Annotated in this window: 18 protein-coding genes and 1 pseudogene; 13 read left to right on the top strand and 6 right to left on the bottom strand. The window is 75.8% G+C overall.

Annotation, left to right across the window (positions count from 1 at the left end):
- Positions 1-13: 13 nt before the first annotated feature.
- A pseudogene (mobA, locus tag ACYQ02_RS06185) lies at positions 14-391 on the bottom strand (molybdenum cofactor guanylyltransferase); the annotation flags it as partial.
- Between the two features lie 396 nt (positions 392-787).
- Here mobA and fdhD point away from each other — a divergent pair.
- The 12 genes from fdhD (at position 788) to trpA (ending at position 17455) form a co-directional block, all read left to right on the top strand.
- Complete coding sequence (fdhD, locus tag ACYQ02_RS06180; protein ID WP_460039570.1) at positions 788-1660, top strand: formate dehydrogenase accessory sulfurtransferase FdhD; 873 nt, start codon at positions 788-790, stop codon at positions 1658-1660.
- 117 nt (positions 1661-1777) lie between these two features.
- Positions 1778-3670, top strand: coding sequence for a molybdopterin-guanine dinucleotide biosynthesis protein MobB (locus tag ACYQ02_RS06175; protein WP_460039569.1), 1893 nt, complete (start codon positions 1778-1780; stop codon positions 3668-3670).
- The gene (locus tag ACYQ02_RS06170) at positions 3655-5994 is read left to right on the top strand and encodes an FdhF/YdeP family oxidoreductase (protein WP_460039568.1); all 2340 of its coding nucleotides are present in this window, start codon (positions 3655-3657) and stop codon (positions 5992-5994) included. Before ACYQ02_RS06175 ends, ACYQ02_RS06170 begins: the two co-directional genes overlap by 16 nt.
- Before the next feature lie 64 nt (positions 5995-6058).
- A complete protein-coding gene (locus ACYQ02_RS06165) occupies positions 6059-7327 on the top strand; it encodes an L-lactate MFS transporter (protein ID WP_460039567.1) in 1269 nt (422 codons plus the stop codon).
- Between the two features lie 279 nt (positions 7328-7606).
- On the top strand, positions 7607-9205 hold the full coding sequence (locus ACYQ02_RS06160; RefSeq protein WP_460039566.1) for a S1C family serine protease: 1599 nt from the start codon (positions 7607-7609) through the stop codon (positions 9203-9205).
- Positions 9206-9992: 787 nt separating this feature from the next.
- Positions 9993-11717: an anthranilate synthase component I family protein gene (locus ACYQ02_RS06155; protein WP_460039565.1), complete on the top strand. Its 1725-nt coding sequence runs from the start codon at positions 9993-9995 to the stop codon at positions 11715-11717.
- The gene (locus ACYQ02_RS06150; protein ID WP_460039564.1) at positions 11714-12451 is read left to right on the top strand and encodes an anthranilate synthase component II; all 738 of its coding nucleotides are present in this window, start codon (positions 11714-11716) and stop codon (positions 12449-12451) included. Before ACYQ02_RS06155 ends, ACYQ02_RS06150 begins: the two co-directional genes overlap by 4 nt.
- Position 12452: 1 nt before the next feature.
- Positions 12453-13508: an anthranilate phosphoribosyltransferase gene (gene trpD / locus ACYQ02_RS06145; protein ID WP_460039563.1), complete on the top strand. Its 1056-nt coding sequence runs from the start codon at positions 12453-12455 to the stop codon at positions 13506-13508.
- Positions 13505-14428 carry an indole-3-glycerol phosphate synthase TrpC gene (locus tag ACYQ02_RS06140; protein WP_460039562.1) on the top strand — a complete coding sequence of 308 codons (924 nt, stop codon included), beginning with the start codon at positions 13505-13507 and terminating at the stop codon, positions 14426-14428. The genes trpD and ACYQ02_RS06140 overlap by 4 nt, the downstream gene beginning before the upstream one ends.
- Positions 14425-15273 carry a phosphoribosylanthranilate isomerase gene (locus ACYQ02_RS06135; RefSeq protein ID WP_460039561.1) on the top strand — a complete coding sequence of 283 codons (849 nt, stop codon included), beginning with the start codon at positions 14425-14427 and terminating at the stop codon, positions 15271-15273. Before ACYQ02_RS06140 ends, ACYQ02_RS06135 begins: the two co-directional genes overlap by 4 nt.
- 29 nt (positions 15274-15302) lie before the next feature.
- Positions 15303-16580 carry a tryptophan synthase subunit beta gene (gene trpB / locus ACYQ02_RS06130; RefSeq protein ID WP_460039560.1) on the top strand — a complete coding sequence of 426 codons (1278 nt, stop codon included), beginning with the start codon at positions 15303-15305 and terminating at the stop codon, positions 16578-16580.
- Positions 16577-17455, top strand: coding sequence for a tryptophan synthase subunit alpha (trpA, locus tag ACYQ02_RS06125; protein ID WP_460039559.1), 879 nt, complete (start codon positions 16577-16579; stop codon positions 17453-17455). Before trpB ends, trpA begins: the two co-directional genes overlap by 4 nt.
- On the opposite strand, the gene ACYQ02_RS06120 is transcribed toward trpA, so the two are convergent.
- From ACYQ02_RS06120 to ACYQ02_RS06105, 4 genes are all read right to left on the bottom strand, one after another.
- Positions 17452-17817, bottom strand: a complete 366-nt coding sequence (locus tag ACYQ02_RS06120) for a hypothetical protein (protein ID WP_460039558.1) — start codon at positions 17815-17817, stop codon at positions 17452-17454. The genes trpA and ACYQ02_RS06120 overlap by 4 nt on opposite strands.
- 151 nt (positions 17818-17968) lie before the next feature.
- Positions 17969-19162, bottom strand: coding sequence for a DUF4097 family beta strand repeat-containing protein (locus tag ACYQ02_RS06115; RefSeq protein WP_460039557.1), 1194 nt, complete (start codon positions 19160-19162; stop codon positions 17969-17971).
- 1 nt (position 19163) lies between these two features.
- Positions 19164-19790, bottom strand: coding sequence for a DUF2089 domain-containing protein (locus ACYQ02_RS06110; RefSeq protein WP_460039556.1), 627 nt, complete (start codon positions 19788-19790; stop codon positions 19164-19166).
- Entirely contained in the window at positions 19787-21307 is a 1521-nt protein-coding gene (locus ACYQ02_RS06105) for an MFS transporter (RefSeq protein ID WP_460039555.1), read from the bottom strand. The genes ACYQ02_RS06110 and ACYQ02_RS06105 overlap by 4 nt, the downstream gene beginning before the upstream one ends.
- 371 nt (positions 21308-21678) lie before the next feature.
- On the opposite strand from ACYQ02_RS06105, the gene ACYQ02_RS06100 reads away from it, so the two are divergent.
- Positions 21679-22731, top strand: a complete 1053-nt coding sequence (locus ACYQ02_RS06100) for a TIGR01777 family oxidoreductase (RefSeq protein ID WP_460039554.1) — start codon at positions 21679-21681, stop codon at positions 22729-22731.
- A 25-nt stretch (positions 22732-22756) separates the two neighbouring features.
- Here the strand turns inward: ACYQ02_RS06100 and ACYQ02_RS06095 are convergent, their stop codons facing one another.
- Entirely contained in the window at positions 22757-24019 is a 1263-nt protein-coding gene (locus tag ACYQ02_RS06095; RefSeq protein WP_460039553.1) for a class I SAM-dependent rRNA methyltransferase, read from the bottom strand.
- Positions 24020-24029: the final 10 nt, after the last annotated feature.

Below are 24029 nucleotides of genomic sequence, written 5' to 3'. Positions count from 1 at the left end.
CGGCCAGGGGGGCGAGGCGGCGGGCGTAGACGGCCAGCAGCGGTTCCGGGCGCCCTGCCCGCAGGGGGACGACGGCGTCGGCCGGTTCGTCCCCCGGGGCGGCGAGGGCCTCGGTCAGGAGGAAGCGGGCGACGGCGGGGGTGAGACCCGGCATGTCGCAGGCCACGAAGAGGCCGTAGGGGTACGCCATGGCCTCCAGGCCGGCGTGGAGCCCGGCCAGCGGCCCCTGGCCCGGGTGGCGGTCCAGGACCAGGGGCCAGCCCAGGGCGCGGTACCGGCCGGGCGGCCGGTCGACCACCAGGACCTGGGCGCAGGTGGTGGCCAGGGTGCGGGCGATGCGGTGCAGGAGGGGGCCGTCGGGGGTGGGGAGTAGGGCCTTGTCCCGGGCCATGCGGCGGCTCTGCCCGCCGGCCAGGACGATGCCCGCCGCGGGCAGGAGGGTCGAACCGGTGCGGGCGTCCATGGGAGCGCCTCCTTCGGGCCCCCGGGGCGATCCCCGGCGGGACGGGGTGCCGGCCGGGAGCCTGCCGGGAGCCCGCCGGGGGACCTGGCCCGGACGGGCCGCTCGGCCGTCCGGGTCCCCGGCGTCCGGGCCTCCGGGTTGAAGTCCTGGGGACTTTTGGTAGACTTAACGTAAGGCATCGGCGGGCGCGGCACAAGCCGCCCGGCCCGCCGGGCGGCCCCGGCGGAGGATCCGGCCGGGGTCGGGACGGCGGGCGCCAACCCCACGCCGCACCGGGCAAGCAAGGCGGACACGCCGCATAGACCTCTGGGGGAGGGGAAGGCGGTGCAGGCGGTGCGGACCAGCACGGTCCGCCGGCGGGTGCAGCGCTGGGAAGCGGGGCGCTCCCGGTGGACCGACGACGTGCTGGTGACGGAAGAGCCCCTAGAGATCCGCTTGCGGCCGGCCGGTCAGGAGGAACCGGTCCGCGTCGCCGTGACCATGCGGACCCCGGGGCATGACTTCGAGCTGGCAGGCGGGTTCCTCTTCACCGAAGGCCTCCTCGACGATCCCCACCAGATCGCGGCCATCAGCTATTGCACCGACCCCGAGGTGGACGGCGACCAGCAGTACAACATCGTCAACGTGTGGCTGCGGCCGGGGGTGCGGGTCGAGCCCCGCACCGTGGAACGCAACTTCTACACCACCTCCAGCTGCGGCGTCTGCGGCAAGGCGTCCCTGGAGGCGATCCACAGCCGGGGGGCGTGTGCCCTGCCCCAGCCGGCCGGGGCCGTCGTCCGGCCCGGGGTCCTGGCGTCCCTGGGGGAGACCCTGCGCCGGCGCCAGGCCCTGTTCGACCGGACCGGGGGATTGCACGCCGCGGCCCTGTTCGACCTGGAGGGCCGGCTGCTGGAGTTGCGGGAGGACGTGGGGCGGCACAACGCCACCGACAAGCTGATCGGCCATTTCTTCCTGCAAGGCCGGACGCCCCTGGCCGACACCATCCTGATGGTCAGCGGCCGGGCCAGTTTCGAGATCGTGCAGAAGGCGGTGGTGGCCGGGATTCCCGTGGTCGTCGCCGTCTCGGCCCCCTCCAGCCTGGCCTGCGATGCGGCCCGGGAGTTCGGCCTGACCCTGATCGGCTTTGCCCGGGGCGACCGGTTCAACGTCTACACCGGCGCTTCCCGGGTGGGCGACCCGGCGGCGACCCCGGCCTGACCCGGGCCCGCAGCCGGCGCCGGGGCGATCCGGCCGGGCGCTCCCTGCATGGCGGCGGCGCCCGTGGGCCCCATGGCCCCGGCCGCTGGCAAACGGCGATCCGGTGGTGACAGGGCCGTGATCTCCCTCGAAGAAGCCTTCGCCACGCTCCTCGAGGCCGCCGCCCCCCTGGGGACGGAGCGGGTCCCGGTGGTCCGGGCGGCGGGACGCATCGCCGCCGAACCGGTCGTCGCTCCCGGTCCGGTTCCGGTGGCCCCCCGGGTGATGATGGACGGTTACGCCTGCCGGGCGGTGGATCTGGCCGGTGCCCGGGCGGAGCGGCCGGTCCACCTGCGCCTGACGGGCTGGCGCTGGGCCGGAGGCTCGGCAGGGGCCGGGTCCGACGGCCCGGACCCGGGCCCGCGGGCCGCCGGTCCTGACAGCCAAGGGGACGCCGTCGGCGCCGGGGAGGCGTGGCAGGTGGCGACGGGGGCCCTGTTACCCCCGGGAGCCGACGTGGTGGTGCCGGTGGAGGGGGCCCGCCGGCAGGGGGACGGGATCCAGGTGGCGGTGCCCCTGCCGCCGGGGCGCCACGTAGCACCGCCCGGGGAGGACGTTGTGGCGGGCCAGGTCCTGGTCGAAGCCGGCCAGCGCATCGGCCCGCGGATCGCCGGCCTGCTGGCGGCGGCCGGGGTGGGCTGGGTGACCGTATGGCGCCGGCCCCGGGTGCTGCTGGTGGCCACCGGCGACGAGCTGGTGCCCGCCGGGCGGTGGTCGCCGGCCCGCCACCCCGCCGCCGTGCCCAACAGCAACCTGCTGGTCCTGGCCGCGGCCTTGGAGGAACTGGGTCTTCTGGTGGAGGCCGGCGGGATCCTGCCCGATGATCCGGCGGCCCTGGAAGCGGGCCTGAGGCGGGCGGCGGCGTCGGGCGCCGACGTGGTGCTGACCACCGGGGGCGTATCCGTGGGACCCCGGGACCGGGTGGCCCGGACCTGGCTGCGCCTGGGCGCCCGCCGCCTCCTGGGGCGGATCGACGTCAAGCCCGGCGGTCCCTTCTTCGCCGGCCGCCTGGGCCGCCAGTGGCTGGTGGGGCTGCCCGGCAGCCCGGCGGCGTGCCTGGCGGTGTTCGAGGTCCTGGTCCGCCCGTTCCTCTTGCGCCTGGCCGGCCGGCGAGCCATCGCCCGGCCGGTGGTGCCGGCCCGGCTGGCCGCGCCCTGGCCCAAGGGAGGCGGCCGGGCCCGGCTGCTCTGGGCCCACCTCGACCGGCAGGCGGGCACCGTCGAACCGCGGGTCCCCGCGGCCGGGCGGCTGGTAGCCATCGGCCACAGCAACGCCCTGCTCTACGGGCGGCCGGGGGAACCGGTCCCCGCCCCGGGGTCGCTGGTCGGCGTCCTCGATCTGGAGGCGCCCGACGACCGGCCCTGGCTCGCCTGGTTCGACGCCCGATCCCCCACCGGGCCGGCCGGTCCCCGGCGGCCGCCCATCGTCGCCGTCACCGGCCGGTCGGGCAGCGGGAAGACCCAGGCGGCGGCCGGGCTCGTCGCCCTGCTGGCGGCCCGGGGCCACCGGGTCCTGGCGGTAAAGCACACGGCCCACGGCTTCCAGCTGGACCGGCCCGAGTCGGACAGCCAGCGGTTGGGGGAGGCGGGAGCGGCGGCCGTGGGCCTCGTCGGGCCGGGCGAGGTCGCCTTGCGCCACCTGGACCCGGGCACCTCCCCAGGCCACCCGCCCGAGGACGAGGAGGCCGCCGGTCCCGGCTGGACCGCCTGGGTGGAGCGGCTGGCCGACGCCGCCGCGTGCCTCGGCCCGCCGCCGGACCTGGTCCTGGTGGAAGGCGGCGCGGGCAGCGGCTGGCCCGAGATCGTGGTCGGCGAGCCCAAGGCCGCCCCGAGGGGGGAGGTGATCGACCGCCTGCCGCCGGGGTTCGACCGCCGGCGGCTGGCCGTGACGGCAGCCGCCCTGGAGGAGTGGTTGCGACGGGCGAAGACGGGATGCGACGGGAAGGAGGGGTTGGGATGGCGGCCGAGTTGAGGCCGGCAGCGGATCACCAGCCGGCGGCCCCGGCCGATCCGGCCGGGCGGCGGCGCCGGTTCGACCCCCGCCACTGGGCGGGCTGGAAGCCCTACGGCCTGGGCGAACAGCGGCCGAACCACTACATGGAGATCCTCAAGACCATCTGGGAGAACCGGGACCAGCTGGGTTATGCCTGGCGGATCCTGCGGGACGGCTGCTGCGACGGCTGCTCGCTGGGCACCACGGGCATCCGCGACTGGACCATCGACGGCATCCACCTCTGCACCATTCGCCTGAAGATGCTGCGGTTGAACACCATGCCCGCCGTCGACCCGCGGGTGCTGGAGGACCCGGCCTCCCTGCGCCGGATGACGAGCCGCCAGCTGCGGGAGCTGGGCCGCCTGCCCTACCCGATGGTCTGGCGCAAGGGCGAGCCGGGCTACCGGCGGGTGTCCTGGGACGAGGCCTTCGACCTGGTGGCCGGCCGGATCCGGTCCACGGTGGCCAAGGACCCCGACCGGCTCTACTTCTACATGACGTCGCGGGGCATGCCCAACGAGGCCTACTTCGCCTTCCAGAAGGTGGCGCGGTTCCTCGGGACCAACAACATCGACAACGCCGCCCGCATCTGCCACGCGCCCAGCACCTCGGCGCTGGCCAAGACCATCGGCTACGGCGCCACCACGGTCTCCTACAAGGACTGGATCGGCTGCGACCTGATCGTGCTGGTGGGGACGAACCTGGCCAACAACCAGCCCGTCACGACCAAGTACCTCTATGAGGCGAAGAAGGCGGGCACGCGGGTGGCCGTGGTCAACCCCTACAGGGAAGAGGGCCTCGAGCGCTACTGGGTTCCCTCCAGCGTGGAGAGCGCCCTCTTCGGCACCCGCATCATGGACGAGTTCTTCCCGATCAACCAGGGCGGCGACGTGGCCTTCTTCAACGGGGTCCTCAAGCACCTGATCGAGACCGACCGGCTGGATCACGCCTTCATCCGGGAGCACACCGCGGGCTTCGACGAGCTGGCCGCCTTTTTGCGGGAGCTGTCGTGGGAGGAACTGGAGCGGTCGTCGGGCGCCCCGGCGGCGGAGATGCGCCGCTTCGCCGACCTCTACGCCTCCGCCCGCACCTCCATCACCGTCTGGAGCATGGGCGTCACCCAGCACCGCCACGGCACCCACAACGTGCTGGCCATCTCCAACCTGGCCCTGGCCCTGGGGCGGATCGGCAAACCCCATTGCGGCCTGATGCCCATCCGCGGCCACTCGGGCGTCCAGGGCGGGGCGGAGATGGGCGCCGTGCCCAACAGCTACGGCATGGGCCGGCCGGTGGGCGACCCGGCCACCATGGCGGCCATGCGGGCGATCTGGGGCTTCGACGTGCCGGACGAACCCGGCCTGACGGCCACCGCCGCCATCGACGCCATGTACCGCGGCGAGATCGACGTCCTCTACTCGGCGGGCGGCAACTTCCTCGAGACCCTGCCCGACCCGGCCTACGTGCGGGCGGCCCTGGAGCGGGTCCCGGTCCGCGTGTTCCAGGACATCGTGATCAACCCGATGATGCTGCTGGAGCCGGCCGACGTGAACGTCATCCTGCCGGCGGCGACCCGCTACGAGACGCCGGGGGGCGTCACCCAGACCAGCACCGAGCGGCGGGTGATCTTCAGCCCCGAGATCCCGGGCCGGCGCGTCGGCGAGGCCCGCCCGGAGTGGGAGATCCCCGTCCGCATCGCCGAGCGGGTCTTCCCGGAACGGGCCCACCTGATCCGCTACGAGAACACCCGCCAGATCCGGGAGGACATCGCCCGCACCGTGCCCCTCTACGACGGGATCCAGCATCTCGAGAAGAAGGGCGACCAGTTCCAGTGGGGCGGGCCGCTGCTCTGCGCCGGCAACCGGTTCAACACCCCCGACGGCAAGGCCCACTTCATCGTGGCGCCGCTGCCCGAGCAGGACGTCCCCGAGGGCAAGTTCCGGGTGGGGACCCGGCGCGGCAAGCAGTTCAACAGCATGGTCTGGGATGAGGTCGACCCCCTGACGGGCGCCCGGCGGGACCAGGTGTTCATGGCCCGGGAGGACGCAGAGCGCCTGGGCCTGCGGGACGGCGATCCGGTGCTCTTGCGGTCGGAGTACGGCGAGTTCCGGGGCCGGGTGCGCATCAGCCGGATCCGGCCCGGCAACCTGCAGGTCCACTGGCCCGAGGGGAACGGGCTCATCCCGACGGGGGTATGCGACCCCTACTGCGGCGAGCCCGACTACAACGCCATCTGCGAGCTGGTGCCGCTGCGCCAGGGGGAGGACGTGGCGGCGCCGGTGGCGGGGACGCCGGCGGCGTCCTAGCGGCCTGGGAGTGCCGCCGGGCCGGTTCGTCCGGCCCGGCGGTGCCCAAGGGGAGGGGTGTGCCATGGCGAGCACGGCCGGTGCGGAGGAGCGGCTGCCCAACCGGTGGGTCATGGTGGTGGCCGCCATCCTGATGCAGCTCTGCCTGGGCGCCGTCTACGGCTGGAGCGTCTACGTCAAGCCCCTGATGGAGGCCTTCGGGTGGAGCCGGTCCCAGGTCACCCTGGCCTTCACCCTGTCCATCGCCTTCCTGGGCGTGGGGACCATCATCGGGGGCCTCTTGATGGACCGCAGGGGACCCCGGCTGGTGGCGACCCTGGCGGGGCTCGTCTACGGCGCCGGGTACACGCTGACCGGGACCGCCGACAGCCTGGCGGAGCTGTACCTGTGGTACGGCGTGGTGGGCGGCCTGGGCATGGGGATGGGCTACATCGTGCCCGTGGCGACCCTGGTCAAGTGGTTCCCCGACCTGCGCGGGCTGATCACGGGCCTGGCGGTGGCGGGCTACGGCGCCGGGGCCCTGGTGATGAGCCCCTATGCCGCGGCCAGCCTGCAGGCCCGCGGCATCGCCCCCACCTTCTTCAGCCTGGGCATCGTCTACCTGCTGGTGGTGGTGGCGGCCGCCCAGTTCTTCCGCAACCCGCCCGAGGGCTGGGCGCCGCCGGGCTGGCAGCCGTCGGCGCGCCAGCAGGCGGCCCGGGCCCGCCGCGACTTCACCGTCCAGGAGGCCGTGCGCACCTGGCAGTTCTGGGTGCTCTTCGTCACCTTGTTCCTCAACGTGTCTGCGGGCATCATGATCATCTCCCAGGCGTCGCCCATGGGGCAGGAGATCGTCGGCATGAGCGAGACCGAGGCGGCCGCCCTGGTGGTCGGGACGATCTCCATCTTCAACGCCCTGGGCCGGATGTTCTGGGCCGCGCTGTCGGACTACATCGGCCGGCGGGCGGTGTTCCTGACCATGTTCGGGCTGCAGGTGGTGCTCTTCGCCCTGCTGCCCTCCCTGCGGACGCCGCTGCTGTTCGTGGCGGCCACGGCCCTGGTCGCCCTCTGCTACGGCGGCGGGTTCGGCACGATGCCCTCGTGGAGCGCGGACTACTTCGGCCCGCGGTACGCCGGCAGCATCTACGGCCTGATGTTGCTGGCCTGGGGGCTCGGCGCCATCCCCAGCCCGCTGATGATCGCCCGGGTGCGGGAGCTGACCGGGACCTATACCACGGCCCTGTATGTGATCGCCGTCGCCATGCTGGTGGCGCTCCTCCTGCCGCTGGTGGCCCGGCCCCCCGCGGCGCCGCGCCGGGCGGCGGCGGAGACGGCGGCCGCGCCCGGTGGCTGAGGGGCCCACGGGGAAGGCGGTGCGGATCGGGTACCCCGGGGGCCGGCTCCGCCCGCGGCAGGACGCCGCCGGTGGCCGGTCGCCGGGGCGACGCCCCAGGGGCAGGGGGCTTGCGGGAGGGGGCCGCAAGCCCCCTGCCCGTGCCTTGGGCCCGGGGGATCGGGGCCGTCCGGCTTTTACAGAACGTTTACAGCCCCGTGCCCCTTCGGCAACGGCCGTCGCCGCCGTCCGGGTTAAAATGGACACCGGCAGACACCGGAAAGGGAAGGAGCCGACGCCATGAACCTGGAGGACCGCAGCAAAGAACGCCATGGGGATGGCGTCGCCGGCGGCGCCGGGGGCGACGGGACGTGGCTGGTGTTCGAGCCCGAGCCCGCCTCCGCCTCCGGGGCAGGGGCGGGGGTTCGGGGCGCGCCGCCGGCCGGTGCAGCCCTGGCGGCCGCAGGAGCGCCGGGTGAGGGGGGCCCGGGCGACGGCGCCGGTTGGGGCGGCTCCGGCGGGCGGGACGCCGGCGCCCCGGCGACGGGCCCCTTCGAGGGCGGCTCCGGTGACCCGGGCCACGCCGGCGGCGGCCGCGACTTGGGCGGCTACGGCGCCCTGGGCGGCGACGGCCATTGGGGTGGCGCCGGCGGCGGGGCCGGCGCCGCCGCCGGGTTCGACCATCATGGGGGGCGCCACGCCTGGTGGTCGCGGCTGGTGACCGCCCTGGTGGGCGGGCTGCTGGGCGGCGGCCTGGTCCTCTACGCCGTGACGGCCGGTCCGCTGGCTGCCGCCCCAGGGGGCCACCCGGGCGCAGGTGCCGGGGAAGGGCCCGGCGCGGGGCCGGGCAGCCCGGCCGTGGAGACGCCGGCCCCGCCGGTGGCGGGCGGCCCGGTGGTGGACTTCTCCCGGGTGTACGCCCAGGTGGCCCCCTCGGTGGTGCGGGTGGTGCGCACCGCCCGGGGCATCAGCCCGTGGCTTGGCATCGTGCAGGAGGAGAGCTCGGGCTCGGGCGTGGTGATCGACGAGCAGGGGCACGTGGTCACCAACTACCACGTGGTGGAGGGCGCGTCGCGGGTCATGATCGTGCTGGATGACGGCACCCAGGTGGAGGCGCGGCTCGTCGCCCAGGACCCCAGCCACGACCTGGCCTTGCTGCAGGCCGACCTGCCGGCGGACAAGGTGCGGCCCGCCCGCCTGGGTGATTCGGACCGGCTGACCGTCGGGGAGCCCGTCATGGCCGTGGGTTATCCCTTCGGGTTGCCGAAGACGGCGACCACGGGCGTGATCAGCGGCCTGCACCGGAACAACCTGCAGGCGCCCAACGGCCGGATCATCCGCGAGGTGATCCAGACCGACGCGCCGATCAACCCCGGCAATTCGGGCGGCGCCCTGGTCAACGCCCGCGGGGAGGTCATCGGCATCAACACGGCCATCCTCTCCAACGTGGAGTCGCGGCCGGGGTCCATCGGCATCGGCTTCGCCGTGCCCATCAACATCCTCAAGCGGGAGCTGGACCTGTTCCTGGCAGGCGGCACCGTCCAGCACCCCTGGCTGGGGATCGGCGGCGTCGAGGTCGACCCGGCCACCTACCGCGCCCGCGGCCTGGCCGTTGACCACGGGATCCAGGTGGCCGAGGTCGTCCCGGGCAGCCCGGCGGACCGGGCGGGCCTGCAGGCGGCCGAGCCGCGCCGGGTGGGCGGCTCGGTGGTCCCCTTCGGCGGCGACGTGATCCTGGCCGTGGACGGGCAGGCGGTGCGGAGCGTGCCGGACCTGGTCGCCTATCTCGACCAGAAGCGGGTGGGCGACCGGGTCACCCTGCGCATCAACCGGGACGGCCAGGAGCTGCAGGTCCCCGTGGTCCTGGGGGCCTTCCCGGAGGAACTGGGGAACGAGTGAGGAACCAGTGGGTCGACCCCTGACGTGTTGACAGGGGGCCGGCACCTCTTTACAATCCGAGGCAACAGCCCAGCACGCCAAAGGCGATGCGCGGGACGAGTAGGCGTGTACCGGCGGCCAGCGAGCCGGCGGCCCGGGATGCCGGGATGGTGCGAGGCCGGTCCGTCACAGGGCACGCTGAATGGACCCGCAAGCCGCAGGCCGAACGCCGGCGGGATCGGGCCGGGCGGGGACCGAAGGGCCCGGGGGTGGGACCCGCCCCTCGGCAGCCGCCCAGCCGATGGCCGGCCAGTAGGCCCTGCCGGAACCCCCACCGTGACCCGGGGGAGGGTATCGGCCCCGGCCCGTCCCGGGCGTTGGGCCCGTACCCGAACGAGTGAGGCCCACCGGCCTAACTCGGGTGGCACCGCGGAAGCTCCCTTTCGCCCCGAAGGCGAAAGGGTTTTTTGTTTCAGCGGTGGATCCCCCGCCGCCGGTCCCGCCCGCCGGTTCTGCCGGCCCGCCAAGAGGTGCCCCGCCCCCGGATCCGGGGGACCGGAGATCGCCTGCGGGTCCCGGCAGGGAGCGCAAGGTCGCCTTGCGCCGCGCCGGCTGGCCGGGGCGGCGGCCCGGTGGACCTAATTGGGGTGGCACCACGGAGCGGCGCCTTCCGTCCCCGACGGAAGGCGCCCTGTGTTTTTAGGGCGGGTTCGGCGGCCGCCCCCGAGGGGTGGGGTTCACGGGGGACGCCGGACCCGGGCGAGCCGCCCGCCGGCCCCACCGGCGGGCAAAGGGAGAGGAGAGGCCCATGGAGAGCATCCCCGCGGTCCTGGTCTTGGAACTGGCCCTGGACCAGGAGACGCCGGTCACCCTGTTCCGGCGGCTGGCCGGCGACGGCCCCGGTTTCATCCTGGAGAGCCTCGGCGGGGGCGAGCGGTCCGGCCGCTATTCCTACGTCGGTGCGGAACCCGTGCGGGAGCTGGTCTGCACCGGGTCGGCGTCGGTGGTCTACCACCGGGACGAACCCGGCGGCCCCGTCACCGACGTCACCCCCGGTCCCGCCGATCCGTTCGCCGCCCTGCGCCGGTTCGTCCCCCGGCGCCCGGTGCCCGCCGGCTTCCGCTTTGCCGGCGGGGCGGTGGGGTACCTGGGCTATGACGCCGTCCGCCACCTGGAGCGGCTGCCCGGCCGCCCCCCGGCCGATCCCTTGCTGCCGGTGGCGCGGTTCATGGAATGCGCCCTGCTGGCGGTGCTGGACCACCGGACCCACCGGCTCCACCTGATGGCGCCGGTCCTGGCCGGTCCGCGTCAGGGGCCGGAGGACGCCCTCCGGGCGGCCCAGCGGCGCCTGGAGCGGGCGCTGGCGGCGCTGGAGGCGCCCCTGCCGCCGCGGCCCCCGCTGCGGCTGGGTGAGGCCGCTACCGCCGGCGCCGCGGGTGCGGGGGCGCCGGCCGGAGCACCGGGCGCGGGGGATGGCGCCAGCCGGGGACCGGGCGGCCCGGCCGGGATGGGGCCCGGTGCCGGTTCCCAGGACCCCCAGGATCCGGGGGCCGTCCTGGCGGGGGTACGGAGCAACGTGGATCGGGAGGCGTTTTTGGAGGCCGTGGGCCGGGCCCAGGCCTACATCCGGGCGGGCGACGTGTTCCAGGTCGTCCTTTCCCGGCGCCTCGAGTTCCCCTGGCCCAGCGGCGTCCCGGCGCCCGAGCCCGGCGGGGCCGGCGGGGGCCGGCCGGCCGGAGGCCAGAAGCCCCATAAGCCCGGCCCGGTGGACATCGACCTCTACCGCGCCCTGCGGGTGATCTCCCCCTCGCCGTACATGTTCTTCCTGCGCTTCGACGGCGACACCACCCTGCTGGGTGCCTCGCCCGAACTGCTGGTGCGGGTGGAGGGGCGGCGGGCCCTGACCCGGCCCCTGGCGGGCACCCGACCCCGGGGTGCCACGGAGGCCGACGATCAGGCCCTGGAGCGGGAGCTCTTGGCCGACCCCAAGGAGCGGGCCGAGCACACCATGCTGGTCGACCTGGGGCGCAACGACCTGGGCCGGGTCTGCGAGCCCGGCACGGTGCGGGTGGAGCGGCTGATGGCGGTGGAGCGCTACTCCCACGTGATGCACCTGGCCTCCGACGTGGCCGGGCGCCTGGCGGAGGGCCGGGACGCGGTGGACGCCCTGGCCGCCTGCTTCCCCGCGGGGACCCTGACGGGCGCCCCCAAGGTGCGGGCCATGGAGATCATCGACGAGCTGGAGCCCGTGGCCCGTGGGCCCTACGGCGGCGCCGTGGGGTATCTGGGCTACGACGGCGACCTGGACATGTGCATCGCCATCCGGACCCTGGTGCTCCACGGCGGGCGGGGCTTCCTCCAGGTGGGCGCCGGGGTGGTGGCCGGGTCGCGGCCCGAAGCCGAGTGGCGGGAGACGGAGGCCAAGGCCCGCTCGGGGCTGCGCGCCCTGGCGCTGGTGGGTCTCTCGGGTCCCGCGCCGGCCGTGGCTGTGGGCCCGGGCGCGCCGGCCGGTCGAGGAGGGATCCGGGCGTGAGCCTGCGGGTGCTGGTGATCGACAACTACGACTCCTTCACCTACAACCTGGTCCAGCTGCTGGCCGAGCTGGGCGCCCAGGTGGAGGTCTTCCGCAACGACGCCCTGGACGGGGAGGGGGTGGAGGCGCGGGACCCGGACGCCGTCGTCCTCTCGCCGGGCCCGTGCACGCCGGCCGAAGCCGGGTGCTCCATGGAGGTCGTGCGCCGGCTCCACCCCCAGCGACCCCTGCTGGGGGTCTGCCTGGGCCACCAGGCCATCGCCGCCGCCCTGGGCGGCCGGGTGGTGCGGGGGCCGGAGCCCGTCCACGGCATGGCCTGGCCGATCTATCACGACGGCACGGGCCTGCTGGCCGGCCTTCCCTCTCCCTTCGAAGCCGGCCGCTACCACTCCCTGGTGGTCGAACCGGCCTCCCTGCCGCCCGAGCTGGAGGTCTGCGCCTGGACGGAGGATGGGCTGATCATGGGCTTGCGGCACCGCCACCGTCCCGTCTACGGCCTGCAGTTCCACCCCGAGTCGGTGCTGACGCCCCAGGGCCGGGTCATCCTCCAGGAATTCCTCGCCCTGGCCCGGCGGATGCGGGCGGTGCGCCGGGCTTTGGGCGCCCCCGGTGCACCCGGTGCCCCCGGCGCCCCCGCCGCCCCCGGTGCCCCCGGTCCCGCGGGGCCGCCTGCCACCGCCCCGGGACCAGGGCGCATCCCCGTCGAGACGCTGGCCATCGAGGAGGGGTCCTGAGATGGAGGTCAACGCCCTGCAGGCGGCCCTGGCCAAGGTGCTCTCGGGCCGCGACCTGACGGCCGCCGAGGCCGAGGCGGCCATGGACGTCATCATGTCGGGGGCGGCCACCGCCGCCCAGGTGGCCGGCTACCTGGTCGCCCTGCGCATGAAGGGCGAGACGCCGGCGGAGATCGCCGGCTCCGCCCGGGCCATGCGGCGCCACGCCACGCCCGTCCGCACCCGCCGGCAAGGGGTGATGGACACCTGCGGCACCGGCGGCGACGGGCGCCACACCTTCAACATCTCCACCCTGGCGGCGGTGGTGGTGGCGGCGGCGGGGGTGCCCGTGGCCAAGCACGGCAACCGCTCCGTCTCCAGCCGCTGCGGCAGCGCCGACGTGCTGGAGGCCCTGGGCGTCAGCCTGGACCTGGAACCCGAGGCCCTGGGCCGGTGCCTGGACGAGGTGGGCATCGCCTTCCTCTTCGCGCCGCGGCTGCACGGCGCCATGCGCCACGCGGCCGGCCCGCGACGGGAACTGGGGGTGCGGACGATCTTCAACCTGCTCGGTCCCCTGACGAACCCGGCCGGCGCCCGCTACCAGCTGCTGGGCGTCTACGCCGCCGAGCTGGTGGAACCGGTCGCCCAGGTGCTGGTGGAGCTGGGGGTCCAGCGGGCCCTGGTGGTCCACGGGGCCCCGGGGCTGGACGAGATGTCGGTCTGCGGTCCCACCCTGGTCGCCCAGGTGGACGGCGACCGGGTGCAGACCTTCACGGTGGAACCGGCGGACGCGGGCCTGCCGGTGTACCCCCTCGAGGCCATCGCCGGCGGCGATCCCGCCCGCAACGCGGCCATCGCCCGCCAGGTCCTAGAAGGCCGGCCCGGTGCCTACCGGGATGCGGTGCTGCTCAACGCCGCCGGGGCCCTGGTGGCGGCGGGGCGGGCCGCCGACCTGCGGGAAGGGGTGGCGGAGGCAGCCCGGGTCATCGACGGCGGCGCCGCGGCGGCCAAGCTGGAGGAGTGGGTCCGGGTGAGCCACGCCCTGGCCCCCCGGGCGGCCGGGGAGGTGGCGGGATGACGGCCGGCGGCCGGGCCGGAGGGCCGGTTCGTCCGGTGGGGGATGGCCCGGCGGGGATCCCGCCGGTGCCGGCGGGGGCGGCCCCGGGCTCCGGGGCCGGCCGGCTGGCGGCCATCGTTGCCAGCGTCCAGCGGCGGCTGGCGGAGCGCCAGGCCCGGCGGCCGGAGGCGGCCCTGGAACGGGCGGTGGAGCAGGTCCTCCAGCGCGAGCCGCGGCGCAGCCTGGCGGCGGTGCTGGCGGGCGGGCGGCACCGGCCCGTCCCGGCGGTCATCGCCGAGATCAAGCGGGCCTCGCCGGCGGCGGGGCGGCTGGCCGGAGCCGGCGGGGGCGGGTTCGACCCGGTGGAACAGGCCCGGGCCTACCGGGCCGGCGGGGCGGCGGCCCTGAGCGTGGTCACCGAGCCCGACCACTTCCACGGCGATAGGGCGGACCTGGAGCGGGTGCGGCCGCTGGGTTTGCCGGTGCTGCAGAAGGACTTCGTGGTCAGCCGCTACCAGCTCCTCGAATCGGTGCTGGCGGGGGCCGACGCGGTGCTGCTGATCGCCCGCATCGTACCGCCCCGGGAGCTGGCCCGCCTGGTGCGGGCGGCCGAGGAGCTGGGGCTGGAGCCCTTCGTGGAGGTCAACGACCGCCGGGATGTGGAGGCGGCGGTGGCGGCGGGGGCGCGGCTCATCGGGGTCAACCACCGGGACCTGGACACCTTCGCCATCGACCCGGAGCGGTTCGCGGCCCTGGTCCCCCTCCTGCCGGACGAGGCGGTCCGGGTGGCGGCCAGCGGCATCGTCACCCCGGACCGGGCCCGGGAGCTCCACGCCCTGGGCGCCGATGGGGTGCTGGTGGGGGAGGCCCTGATGCGCAGCGGCGACCCCGCCGGGTGGCTGCGGGTGCTGGTGGCCGGGCCGGGGGGTGGTGGACGGTGAGCGCCCTGTGGATCAAGATCTGCGGGCTGCGGGAGGCCGAGGCCGCCCAGGCGGCGGTGGAGGCGGGCGCCGACGCCATCGGCTTCGTCTTCGCCCCGAGCCCCCGCCGGGTCGACCCCGATAGGGCCGCCCGCATCGCGGCGGCCCTGCGGCGGACCGGGCCGGCCAGCGGGGGGCCCGTGGGGGACGCCGGCGCCCCGGCGGCGGGCGGCGGCGGGGCAGGGGAACGGCCCCTGGCGGTGGTCGGCGTCTTCGTCGACGCGCCCGTGGCGGAGATGGTGGCGGTCGCCCGCCACGCCGGGCTCACCCACGTCCAGCTCCACGGGGATGAACCGGAAGCGGTGGTGGCGGCCCTCCAGGCGCAGGGGCTGGCGGTGATCCGGGCCGTCCGCCTGGCTGCCGGCCCCCGGCGCGGCGCCGGGCGGCAGGGCGGCCTTCCGGGCGAGAGCCCTCTGGGGGAGGTCCACCCCGGTGGGGCCGGGGAGGCCGGCACGGCCGGGGCGACCACCCGGGCGTTGGAGACCGGGGCCGACCTGGTCCTGGTCGATGCGGCGGTGCCGGGGCGGCACGGGGGGACGGGTCAGGTGGCGGACTGGGCGGTGGCGGCCCGCCTGGCCCGGCGGCGGCCCCTGATCCTGGCCGGGGGGTTGCGGCCGGACAACGTGGCCGAGGCCATCGGGGTCGTCCGCCCCTGGGGAGTCGACGTCTCCAGCGGCGTCGAGCGGGCCCCCGGCGTCAAGGACCCCCTCTTGATCGCCCGCTTCGTCGCGGCGGCGCGGGCGGCTGCGGCCGCGGCCGGCGGCGCGGCGGCCCTGGCCCCGGTGGAGCCGGGCCGGCGGGCCTGACGGCGAACCGAACAGAAAGGGGAGTGACCATGGACAACGGACCGGTGAAGGCCGCCGCGGTGGCGGGGGACGGGGCGGCACCGGCCGGGGCAGGCGCCCTGCCCGACGGCCGGGGCTACTTCGGCCCCTTCGGCGGCCGGTTCGTCCCCGAGACAGTGATCCCGGCTTTGGCGGAACTGGAGCAGGCCTACGAGGAGGCCATGGCCGACCCGGCCTTCCGGGCGGAGCTGGAGGGCTACCTGGCCGAGTTCTGCGGCCGGCCCACCCCCCTCTACCGGGCGGACCGGCTGGCGGCGGCCTGCGGCAACCCGGGGGTCCGGGTCTACCTCAAGCGGGAGGACCTGAACCACACCGGGGCCCACAAGATCAACAACGCCCTGGGCCAGGCCCTGCTGGCGCGGCGCATGGGCAAGCGGCGGGTGATCGCCGAGACCGGGGCGGGGCAGCACGGCGTGGCCACGGCCACGGCGGCCGCGGTGTTGGGCCTGGAGTGCGAGGTCTTCATGGGCGCCGAGGACATGCGCCGCCAGCAGCTCAACGTCTTCCGCATGGAGCTTTTGGGCGCCCGGGTGCGGCCGGTGGCCTCGGGGACCGCCACCTTGAAGGACGCCACCAACGAGGCGATCCGCCACTGGGTCACCCACGTGCGGGACACCCACTACATCATCGGGTCCGTGGTGGGACCCCACCCCTATCCCCGCATGGTCCGCGACTTCCAGTCGGTGATCGGCCGGGAGGCCCGGGCCCAGGTCCTGGAGAAGGAGGGGCGGCTGCCCGACGTGCTGGTGGCCTGCGTGGGGGGCGGCAGCAATGCCATGGGCCTGTTCCACCCCTTCGTGACGGACCCGGGGGTGGCCATGATCGGCGTGGAGGCCGCGGGCGAGGGGCTCGCCACCGGGCGCCATGCCGCCTCCTTGACCGCCGGGCGGCCGGGGATCCTGCACGGTGCCCTGAGCTACCTGCTGCAGGACGAGGACGGCCAGGTGCAGCCGGCCCACTCGGTCTCGGCCGGTCTCGACTACCCCGGGGTGGGGCCCGAGCACGCCTACCTCAAGGCGACCGGCCGGGCCCGGTACGAGGCGGTGACGGACCAGGAGGCGCTGGAGGCCTTCGAGCTCTTGTGCCGGACCGAGGGGATCGTCCCGGCCCTGGAGAGCGCCCACGCCATCGCCTACCTGCGGCGGCTTCTGCCCGAGCTGCCGGCGGGCCGCGTGGTGGTGGTGTGCCTCTCGGGGCGGGGCGACAAGGACGTGGCCGAGGTGGCCCGGCTCCGCGGGGGCCTGGCGGGGAAGGAGGGCGGCCGATGACGGTGCCGGAGCCCTCCAACCGCCTGGACGGCGCCCTGGCCCGGGCCCGGGCCGGCGGCCGGGCCGCCCTGATCGTGTACGTCACCGCGGGGCATCCGGACCTGGAGGCCACCCGCCGCCTGGTCCCCGCCCTCTTCGCGGCCGGGGCCGACGTGGTCGAGCTGGGGATGCCCTTCTCGGACCCGCTGGCCGACGGGCCGACCATCCAGCGGTCGACCCAGCACGCCCTGGCGCGGGGGGTGCGGCTGGCGGACGTGCTGGACCTGGTGCGGGATCTGCGGGCCGGGGGCGTGGACGGGGCGCTGGTGCTGCTGACCTACGCCAACCCCCTGCTGGCCCGTGGCTTGCTGGACGAACCGGCCCCCCTGGCCGCCGCCGGCCTGGACGGGGTGATCGTCCCCGACCTGCCGCTGGTGGAGCGGGGAGCGGTGGAGGGGGCCTTCCGGGCCGCCGGCCTGCACCTGATCCCCATGGTGGCGCCCACCAGCTCGCCCGAGCACGTGCGCCAGGCCACCGCCGGCTGGGGCGGGTTCGTCTACTGCGTGTCGGTGACGGGGGTGACGGGGGCGAGGCAGAACCTGCCCGAGGAGCTGCCCGCGTGGCTGGACCGGGTCCGGGCGGCGGGCCCGCGGCCGGTGGCCATCGGCTTCGGCGTCTCGGGGCCGGAGCAGGCCCGGGCCCTGGCGGCCCATGCCGACGGCATCATCGTGGGCTCGGCCCTGGTGGAGCGCATCGAAGGGGCGGCCCAGGCGGGTTCGCCCGACGGGGGGGCGGCCCCGGCCGGTTCGTCCGCCGGCGACGCGGCGCGGGTTGGTGCCGTGGTGGAGGCGGCCACCGCCTTCGTCACGGCCCTGCGCCAGGCGCTGGCGCCCTAGCCCTGGCTCCCACCCTCGGGTTCGATGATCGCCGTCTCCCAGGCTTCCGGATCCTCGATCAGCGACTGGGCCACGCGGTGCAGGACGTGGCCCAGTTCCGTCCAGCGGTCGGCGGCGTTCTTGCCCAGGGGAAAGACCGACGCGTTGCCCTCGCGGTCCCAGCTCACCAGCACCGATGCCGTCTCCCCCGAGGGAAGGGACGGGAGGGCGTATCCCGCGCTGCGCAGCAAGGAGAGGACGATGCCGAACCACAGGGTTGCGCTGACGGGCCGCAGGGTCCCCTGGGTCGGAGTGCGGGATGCGCCGGGGATGTAGCCGTAGTGCCAGGTCGTGCTGCCCGGGTCGAACATCAGCACGTGCACGGGACGAACCCTCCCCGGCGCCCGCCGCCCTCCACCGGCCCGCCGCCGGATCCCACCGGCCACCGCGACGGAGCCCGGCTGGAGGCGCGGGCGGGCGCCGGTTCCAAGGTGCCCGCCGGATGGCAGAAGTATGCACGGGCCGCGGGGGCGGCTAGGCGCCGGGGGCCTCCTCCAGCCGGCGGAGCCAGGCGTCGGCTTCCTCCACCGTGAGCTCGCCGCGGGCCAGGGCTTCCAGCACGTCCCGGGCGTGGCGGTAGGGGGACGGGGAGGAACCGGGCTGCGCCCCCGGCCCGACCGCCGGCAGGGCCGGCCCGGGCGATCCCTCCGGCACCGCCGGGGTAAAGGCGGCCGCTCCCTCCGGCGCGGGCTGCACGGACGCAGGCGGTCCTTCCGGTGCCGCCGGAGGGGGCGGGGGCGCATCCGGTGTGGAGGGCGCCGCCGGCCCGGATGGCGGCACCGCCGCCGGCGCCGCCGGCGGGGAGGGGGGCGCCGCCGGTTCGGCGGCACGTCCCCACGGCTGGGGCCCGTAACCCACCACCCGGATGTTGCCCGCCCCGGTGGTGATGTCCACCACGCCGTCGCCGGGGCCCAGGACGTCGACCACCCGCTGGCCGATGCCGCCCCGCCGGCCGACGTGGATCCCCCCGGCCAGGTCGATGGACCCGGCGCCCGTCTGCAGTTCCATCCGCCCGCCCCGGACCCCGGCCAGGTCGAGGACCACGCTGCCGAAGCCGGACCGGGCCCGGACCACGGCGTTCCCGCGGTGCCGGGGCCGCAGGTCGATGGACCCGGCCCCGGTGGTCACCTCCGCCTCGATGCCGACCTCCGCCTCGAAGAACACGTCGCCCGCGCCCGAGCGGATGCGGGCGCGGTCGAGCCGCCCGTCCCGAATGGTCACCTCACCGGCGCCCGTCTGTACGTCCAGCTCGCCCCGGTGGCCGGTCAGGGTGACGTCGCCGGCGCCGCTGCGGATCCGCCAGCGCCCGCGCCCGTCGGCCGCCACCAGGTCCCCCGCCCGCACGTGGACGTCGGCCTCCAGCGCAAGGCGCAGGAGCTCCACGTCCCCCGTGGTGCGGAGGGTCAGGGCCGTGACGGTGGGGGGCAGGGTGAGGACCATCTCCTCCACCGGCCCCAGCCATGCCAGGGCGGCCCCCGCCCATCCCCGGTCCCGGGGGCGGGGGCTGTGCAGGTGGAGGGTGTCCCCCTCCTGGCGGGCCTCCACCTCCGGCGGAGCCTCCCAGGCCAGCCGGTCGCCCGGACGAACCCGCACCGCCAGCCTGCCGCCCCGCACCTCCACCCGCCGAATCCCTTCGGCCGGCCAGGTCCGGCTCGTCATCGCCGCCATGTCACCGTTCCTCCTCGCCGCGGGCGGACGGGCCCGCTTCGTCCTTCAGACCGGTTCGTCCGGATCCGTTCCCGTGGCCGGGATCGGCCGCTCCATCGCCGGCCCCATGGCCGCCGGCGAGGCCTGCTCCCCGGCGCGGTTCCAGAAGGGCCAGGGCCTCGTCGACGGCCAGCTCGCCCCGCCGCACCTGCTCCAGGATGGCCAGGCGCCGCCGTGACGGGGGCCCGCCCCTCAGGGCCGGCCGCCCGCCCGCGGGCGGCCCGTCGCCGCCATCCCCGGCAGGCCCGGCCGGTTCCGCGACCGGCCCCTCGCCTCCCCCGGCGGGGGCGGCCGGGGTGCCGGTGGCCGCGGCCGCTGGCCCGCCCAGGGCCTCGATGATCTCGTCCAGCTTCTTCCGCACGGTGGGATAGGAGACGCCCAGCAACCGCTCCATCTCCCGCAGGTTCCCCGCCGCCCGCAGGAAGAGCAGGGCAAACCGGCGCTGCTCGGGGTCCAGCCGGTCGAAGGGGCTGAGGGCGAAACGGCCGCGCACCTGGGTGGCGCAGGCTGGGCAGCTCACCTCCCGCACCTCCACGGCCGAACCGCAGGTGGGACAGCGGGCGGGGACCTCGTACACCGGTTGACTCACGGGTTCACCTCCCGGCCCGGTGGGGCGGGGGCGGGGGACGGGGCAGGCCCTCCGCCGGCCGGAAGGCCGTCTCCGCCGGTGCCCGGTCCGGTCCCCGGGGCAGCCACCGCCGCCGGCGCCGGCAGGCGGTCGAGGAACGACCGCAGGCTCGGCGCCCGCCACCACGCGACCACCAGGCTCGTGACGACCAGCAGGCTGGAGATGGCGAAGACCCAGGCCACGGGCATCCGGTCGGCCAGGATGCCGCCGGTCATCTGCCCCAGGGGCTGGAGGATCATCGCCACGGTGAACAGCAGCCCGAAGACCCGGCCCCTTAGCCCGGGCTCGACGCTTTCCTGCAGCAGGGTGGACACCGCCACGTTCACCAGGGCGTTCAGCAGGCCGAAGGTCCAGGCCACCGCCAGGCTGAGCAGGAGCCAGCGGCTGGAGCCCAGGGCCGCTCCCAGGAGCGCCTGGACCGACAGCATCCGGAACCAGGCCGTCGCCCGGCGGGGGATGCGGCCCGAGCCGGCCCAGAGGCCGCCGGCGATGGCCCCCAGCGCAAAGGCCGCCTGGACCCAGCCCAGGGTTTGGGGGCCGCCCTGCAACACCTCTTCGACCACCACCGGGATCAGCACGAAGGCCATGCTGAAGGCCAGGTTGAGGGCCGAGACCAGGAGGAAGAAGGGCCCCAGGTCCGGACGGCCCACGACCGCCGCCATCCCCTGGCGGAACTGGACGGCAAAGCCCGCCCGGCGCCCGGCCGCCGGTTTTGGCGCCTCTCCTGCCGCCTCTGCTGCCGTCCCGGCCGGAGCGGTGCCCGGGCCCCCGGACTCCGCCTGGATCCCGGCCCGCGGGGTCCGGCCCGCTGCGCCGGCGGGCGAACCGGGGGCCGCCCAGCCCAGGGCCCCGGCGGCCACCAGGGCCAGGGCCGAGACGGCGTAGCTGACGGCATCGGTGAGGGCCGCCCAGCCGGGGTGCCGCGTGGCCAGCAAGCCGCCCACGGCCGGCCCGACGATCCGCCCCACGCTCTCCCCGGTGGCGACGAGCCCGTTGGCCGCCGCCAGCTGGTGGGCCGGCACCAGCTCCGGCCAGATGGCGCTGTTGAGGGGCATGAAGAGGGCCAGCCCGGCGGCGTCCAGGGCCAGGAGCGCCATGACCGCGGGCAGGGTGGCGTGGCCGCCCAGCAGCAAGGCCGCCAGGGCGGCCATCACGGCACCGCGACCCAGCTCCAGCGCCAGGAAGAACCGGCCCCGGTGGACCCGGTCGACCAGGACCCCCGCGGGCAGGCCGACCAGGGCCATCACCAGGGTGACCGCGGCGTTGGTGGTGGCCATCCACTGGGCGGAGCCCGTGGCCTGCAGCACCCACCACTGGACGGCCACCATGCTGGCCATGCCGCCCGCCACCGAGACGATGCGGGCCAGCCAGAGGACGACGAAAGGGCGATGCCGCCAGAGGGAGCGGGCGACGGGACCACCCGGGGCCCGTCGAGCCGGAGGAACCCGGCCGGAATCGCCGGAGCGGGCAGGGGACACGCGGAGCCGCCTCCTTGGCCTGCACCCCGCCGTCGCCGGGACCGGCGGGATGGATCCGGGCCGGCCCGGTGGGGCGGAGGCGGGCAAACCTTGCACGATCAGGATGGCACGGCCAGTTCAAAGATGTCAACTATCAACTTAAAAAATTTGATTTGGCCGGACGCGTGGTCCGGTTCCCCGGACCGGGGTTCGCCGGACGCCCGGGCCGGCCCGGCCGCCCGGATGGCCCTGGGTCCCGCGGGCCGTCGTCCGCGGGCGGCGAGCGGCCGGCGGCGGGCGGCCGGCGGTGGGCGGCCGGCGCCCTGCCGGCAGGACTCCTCCTGCCGGGCATGGAAATTCAAGCCAACCGGATCCAACCGGAGGTGGATGCGGTGCGGGTGGTCATCAGCGGCGGCACGGGGCTCATCGGGTCGGCCCTGGCGGCGCGGCTCCGCAGCTTGGGGCACGAGGTGGTAGTGCTGACCCGCTCGGCCCCAACGGCGGGCAGCCGGGGCGGCGGGGCGGGGGACGCGCCGGCGCGGGCCAGCGGGCCAGGGGATGCGCCGGCGGAGGACCGCGGGGACGGGGCCGCGGGCGATCCGGCTCGCGGGGTGGGCGGCGGCGAGGCCGCCTTGCGGCTGCAGCGTTGGACCGCCGCCCCGGTGGAGCCGGGCGCCGGCCCACCCGGCTGGTGGCAGGCCCTGGACGGTGCGGGGGCCGTGGTGAACCTGGCGGGGGAGTCCATCGCCGCCGGCCGCTGGACGCCGCGGCAGAAGGAGCGGATCCTCCAGAGCCGCATCCGGGCGACCCGGGCGCTGGTCCAGGGCATCGCGGCCGTGGCCAACAAGCCGGCCGTGCTGGTCAGCGGCTCGGCCGTGGGCTATTACGGCCCCCGGGGCGATGAGGAGCTGGACGAAGGGGCCCCGCCCGGCGACGACTTCCTGGCCCGGGTCTGCGTGGCCTGGGAGGGCGAGGCCCGGCGGGCGGCGGAGGCGGGGGTGCGGGTCGCCCTGGTGCGGACGGGCCTGGTCCTGGCCGCCCGCGGCGGTGCGCTGCCCCGGCTGGTTCTTCCCTTCCGGCTGGGCGCCGGCGGTCCCCTGGGCAGCGGCCGGCAGTGGATGCCCTGGATCCACCTGGACGACCTGGTCGAGCTTTTCGTCTTCCTGATCCAGGGGGAGGGGCTGGAGGGGCCCTTCAACGGCACCGCACCTCAACCGGTGACGAACCGGCAATTCGCCCGCACCCTGGGGCGGGTCCTGGGGCGGCCGTCCTGGCTGCCGGCGCCCGCTGCGGCCCTGCGCCTGGCTCTGGGCGAGATGGCCGACGCCTTGCTGCTCAGCGGGCAGCGGGCGGTGCCGCGGCGGGCCCTGGAGGCGGGATTCCGGTTCCGCTTCCCGGAGCTGGAGCCGGCCCTGCGGGACCTGCTGGCGCGGGCCCCGGCGTGAGCCGGCCCGGCCCGAGCCGGCTCGCTCACCAGACCTCGAGGATGAAGCACTTCAGATAGTCGCTCTCGCCGGCTCCCAGCAGCACCGGGTGGTCGGGGGCTGCACCCCGCCGTTCCAGGATGCGGACCCGGCGCCCCGTGTCGCGGGCGGCGTCCAGCAGCATGGCCTCGAAGAGGTCCCGGGTCATGTGGTAGGAGCAGGAGCAGGTGACCAGGATCCCGCCGGGTGGCAGCATCTTCATCGCCCGCAGGTTGATCTCCTTGTAGCCGCGGTAGGCGCCCTCGAGGGCCTGGCGGTTCTTGGCGAAGGCCGGCGGGTCGAGGACGATCACGTCATACCGCTCGCCCTCCGCCGCCTGCTGGCGCAGGAAGTCGAAGGCGTTGGCCTGGTGGAAGGTCACCGGCACCCCGGCCTTCCCCAGCGCCTGCCCCACCCGCTCCACGTTCGCCCGGGCCATGGCCAGGGCGTCGTCCTGGATGTCGACGGCCACCACCTGGCGGGCCCCATAGGCCAGGGCGTGGCAGGTGAAGGCGCCGGTGTGGCAGAAGGCGTCCAGCACCCGGGCTCCCGCCACGTAACGCCGCAGGGCGGCCCGGTTGTCCCGCTGGTCCAGGAAGTGGCCGGTCTTCTGGCCCCGCGCCACGTCGACCAGGAGGGGCAGGCCGTTCTCCCGGATCGTCACCCGCGGGTCGAACTCGCCCCGCAGGACCCCGGTCCGCTGGGGCAGCCCCTCCAGCTCCCGTACGGGCACGTCGTTGCGCTCGTAGATCCCTACCGGTTCGACCAGTTCCTCCAGCAGCTCCACGATCAACGGCTGCCAGCGGTCGATCCCCAGGGCCAGGGTCTGCACGACCAGGACGCCGGCGAAGCGGTCGACGATCAGGGCGGGCAGCAGGTCCGCCTCGGCGAAGACCAGCCGGAAGCTGTCGGTGTCGGGGTGGGCTGCCGCCAGCCGCCGCCGCAGGGCCAGCGCCCGCTCCAGGCGGCGCCGGAAGAAGGCCCGGTCGATGGCCTCGCCGGGGTCGGTGGTCAGGAGCCGGACGAAGATCATCGAACGGGGGTTGATGTAACCCTTGCCGACGAACCGGCCCCGGGCGTCGACCACCTGGACGATGTCGCCCGGATCGTAAGCGTCGTCGGAGACGGTGTAGACGTCGGTGCGGTAGACCCAGAGCCGCCCCTGGCGCAAGGCGGCGTCGCGCCCGGGCTTGAGCTGGACCCGGGTCGGCCGCTCCCGGGGCAGGGCGGCGGGGTCCGTCTCGGCGGTGGAGTGGAACGAAGGCGTCAAAGGGACGACC

Source organism: Thermaerobacter litoralis (assembly GCF_054654595.1).
Note: the sequence above shows the minus strand (reverse complement) of the source record. Positions and strands in the feature narration are given on the sequence as shown.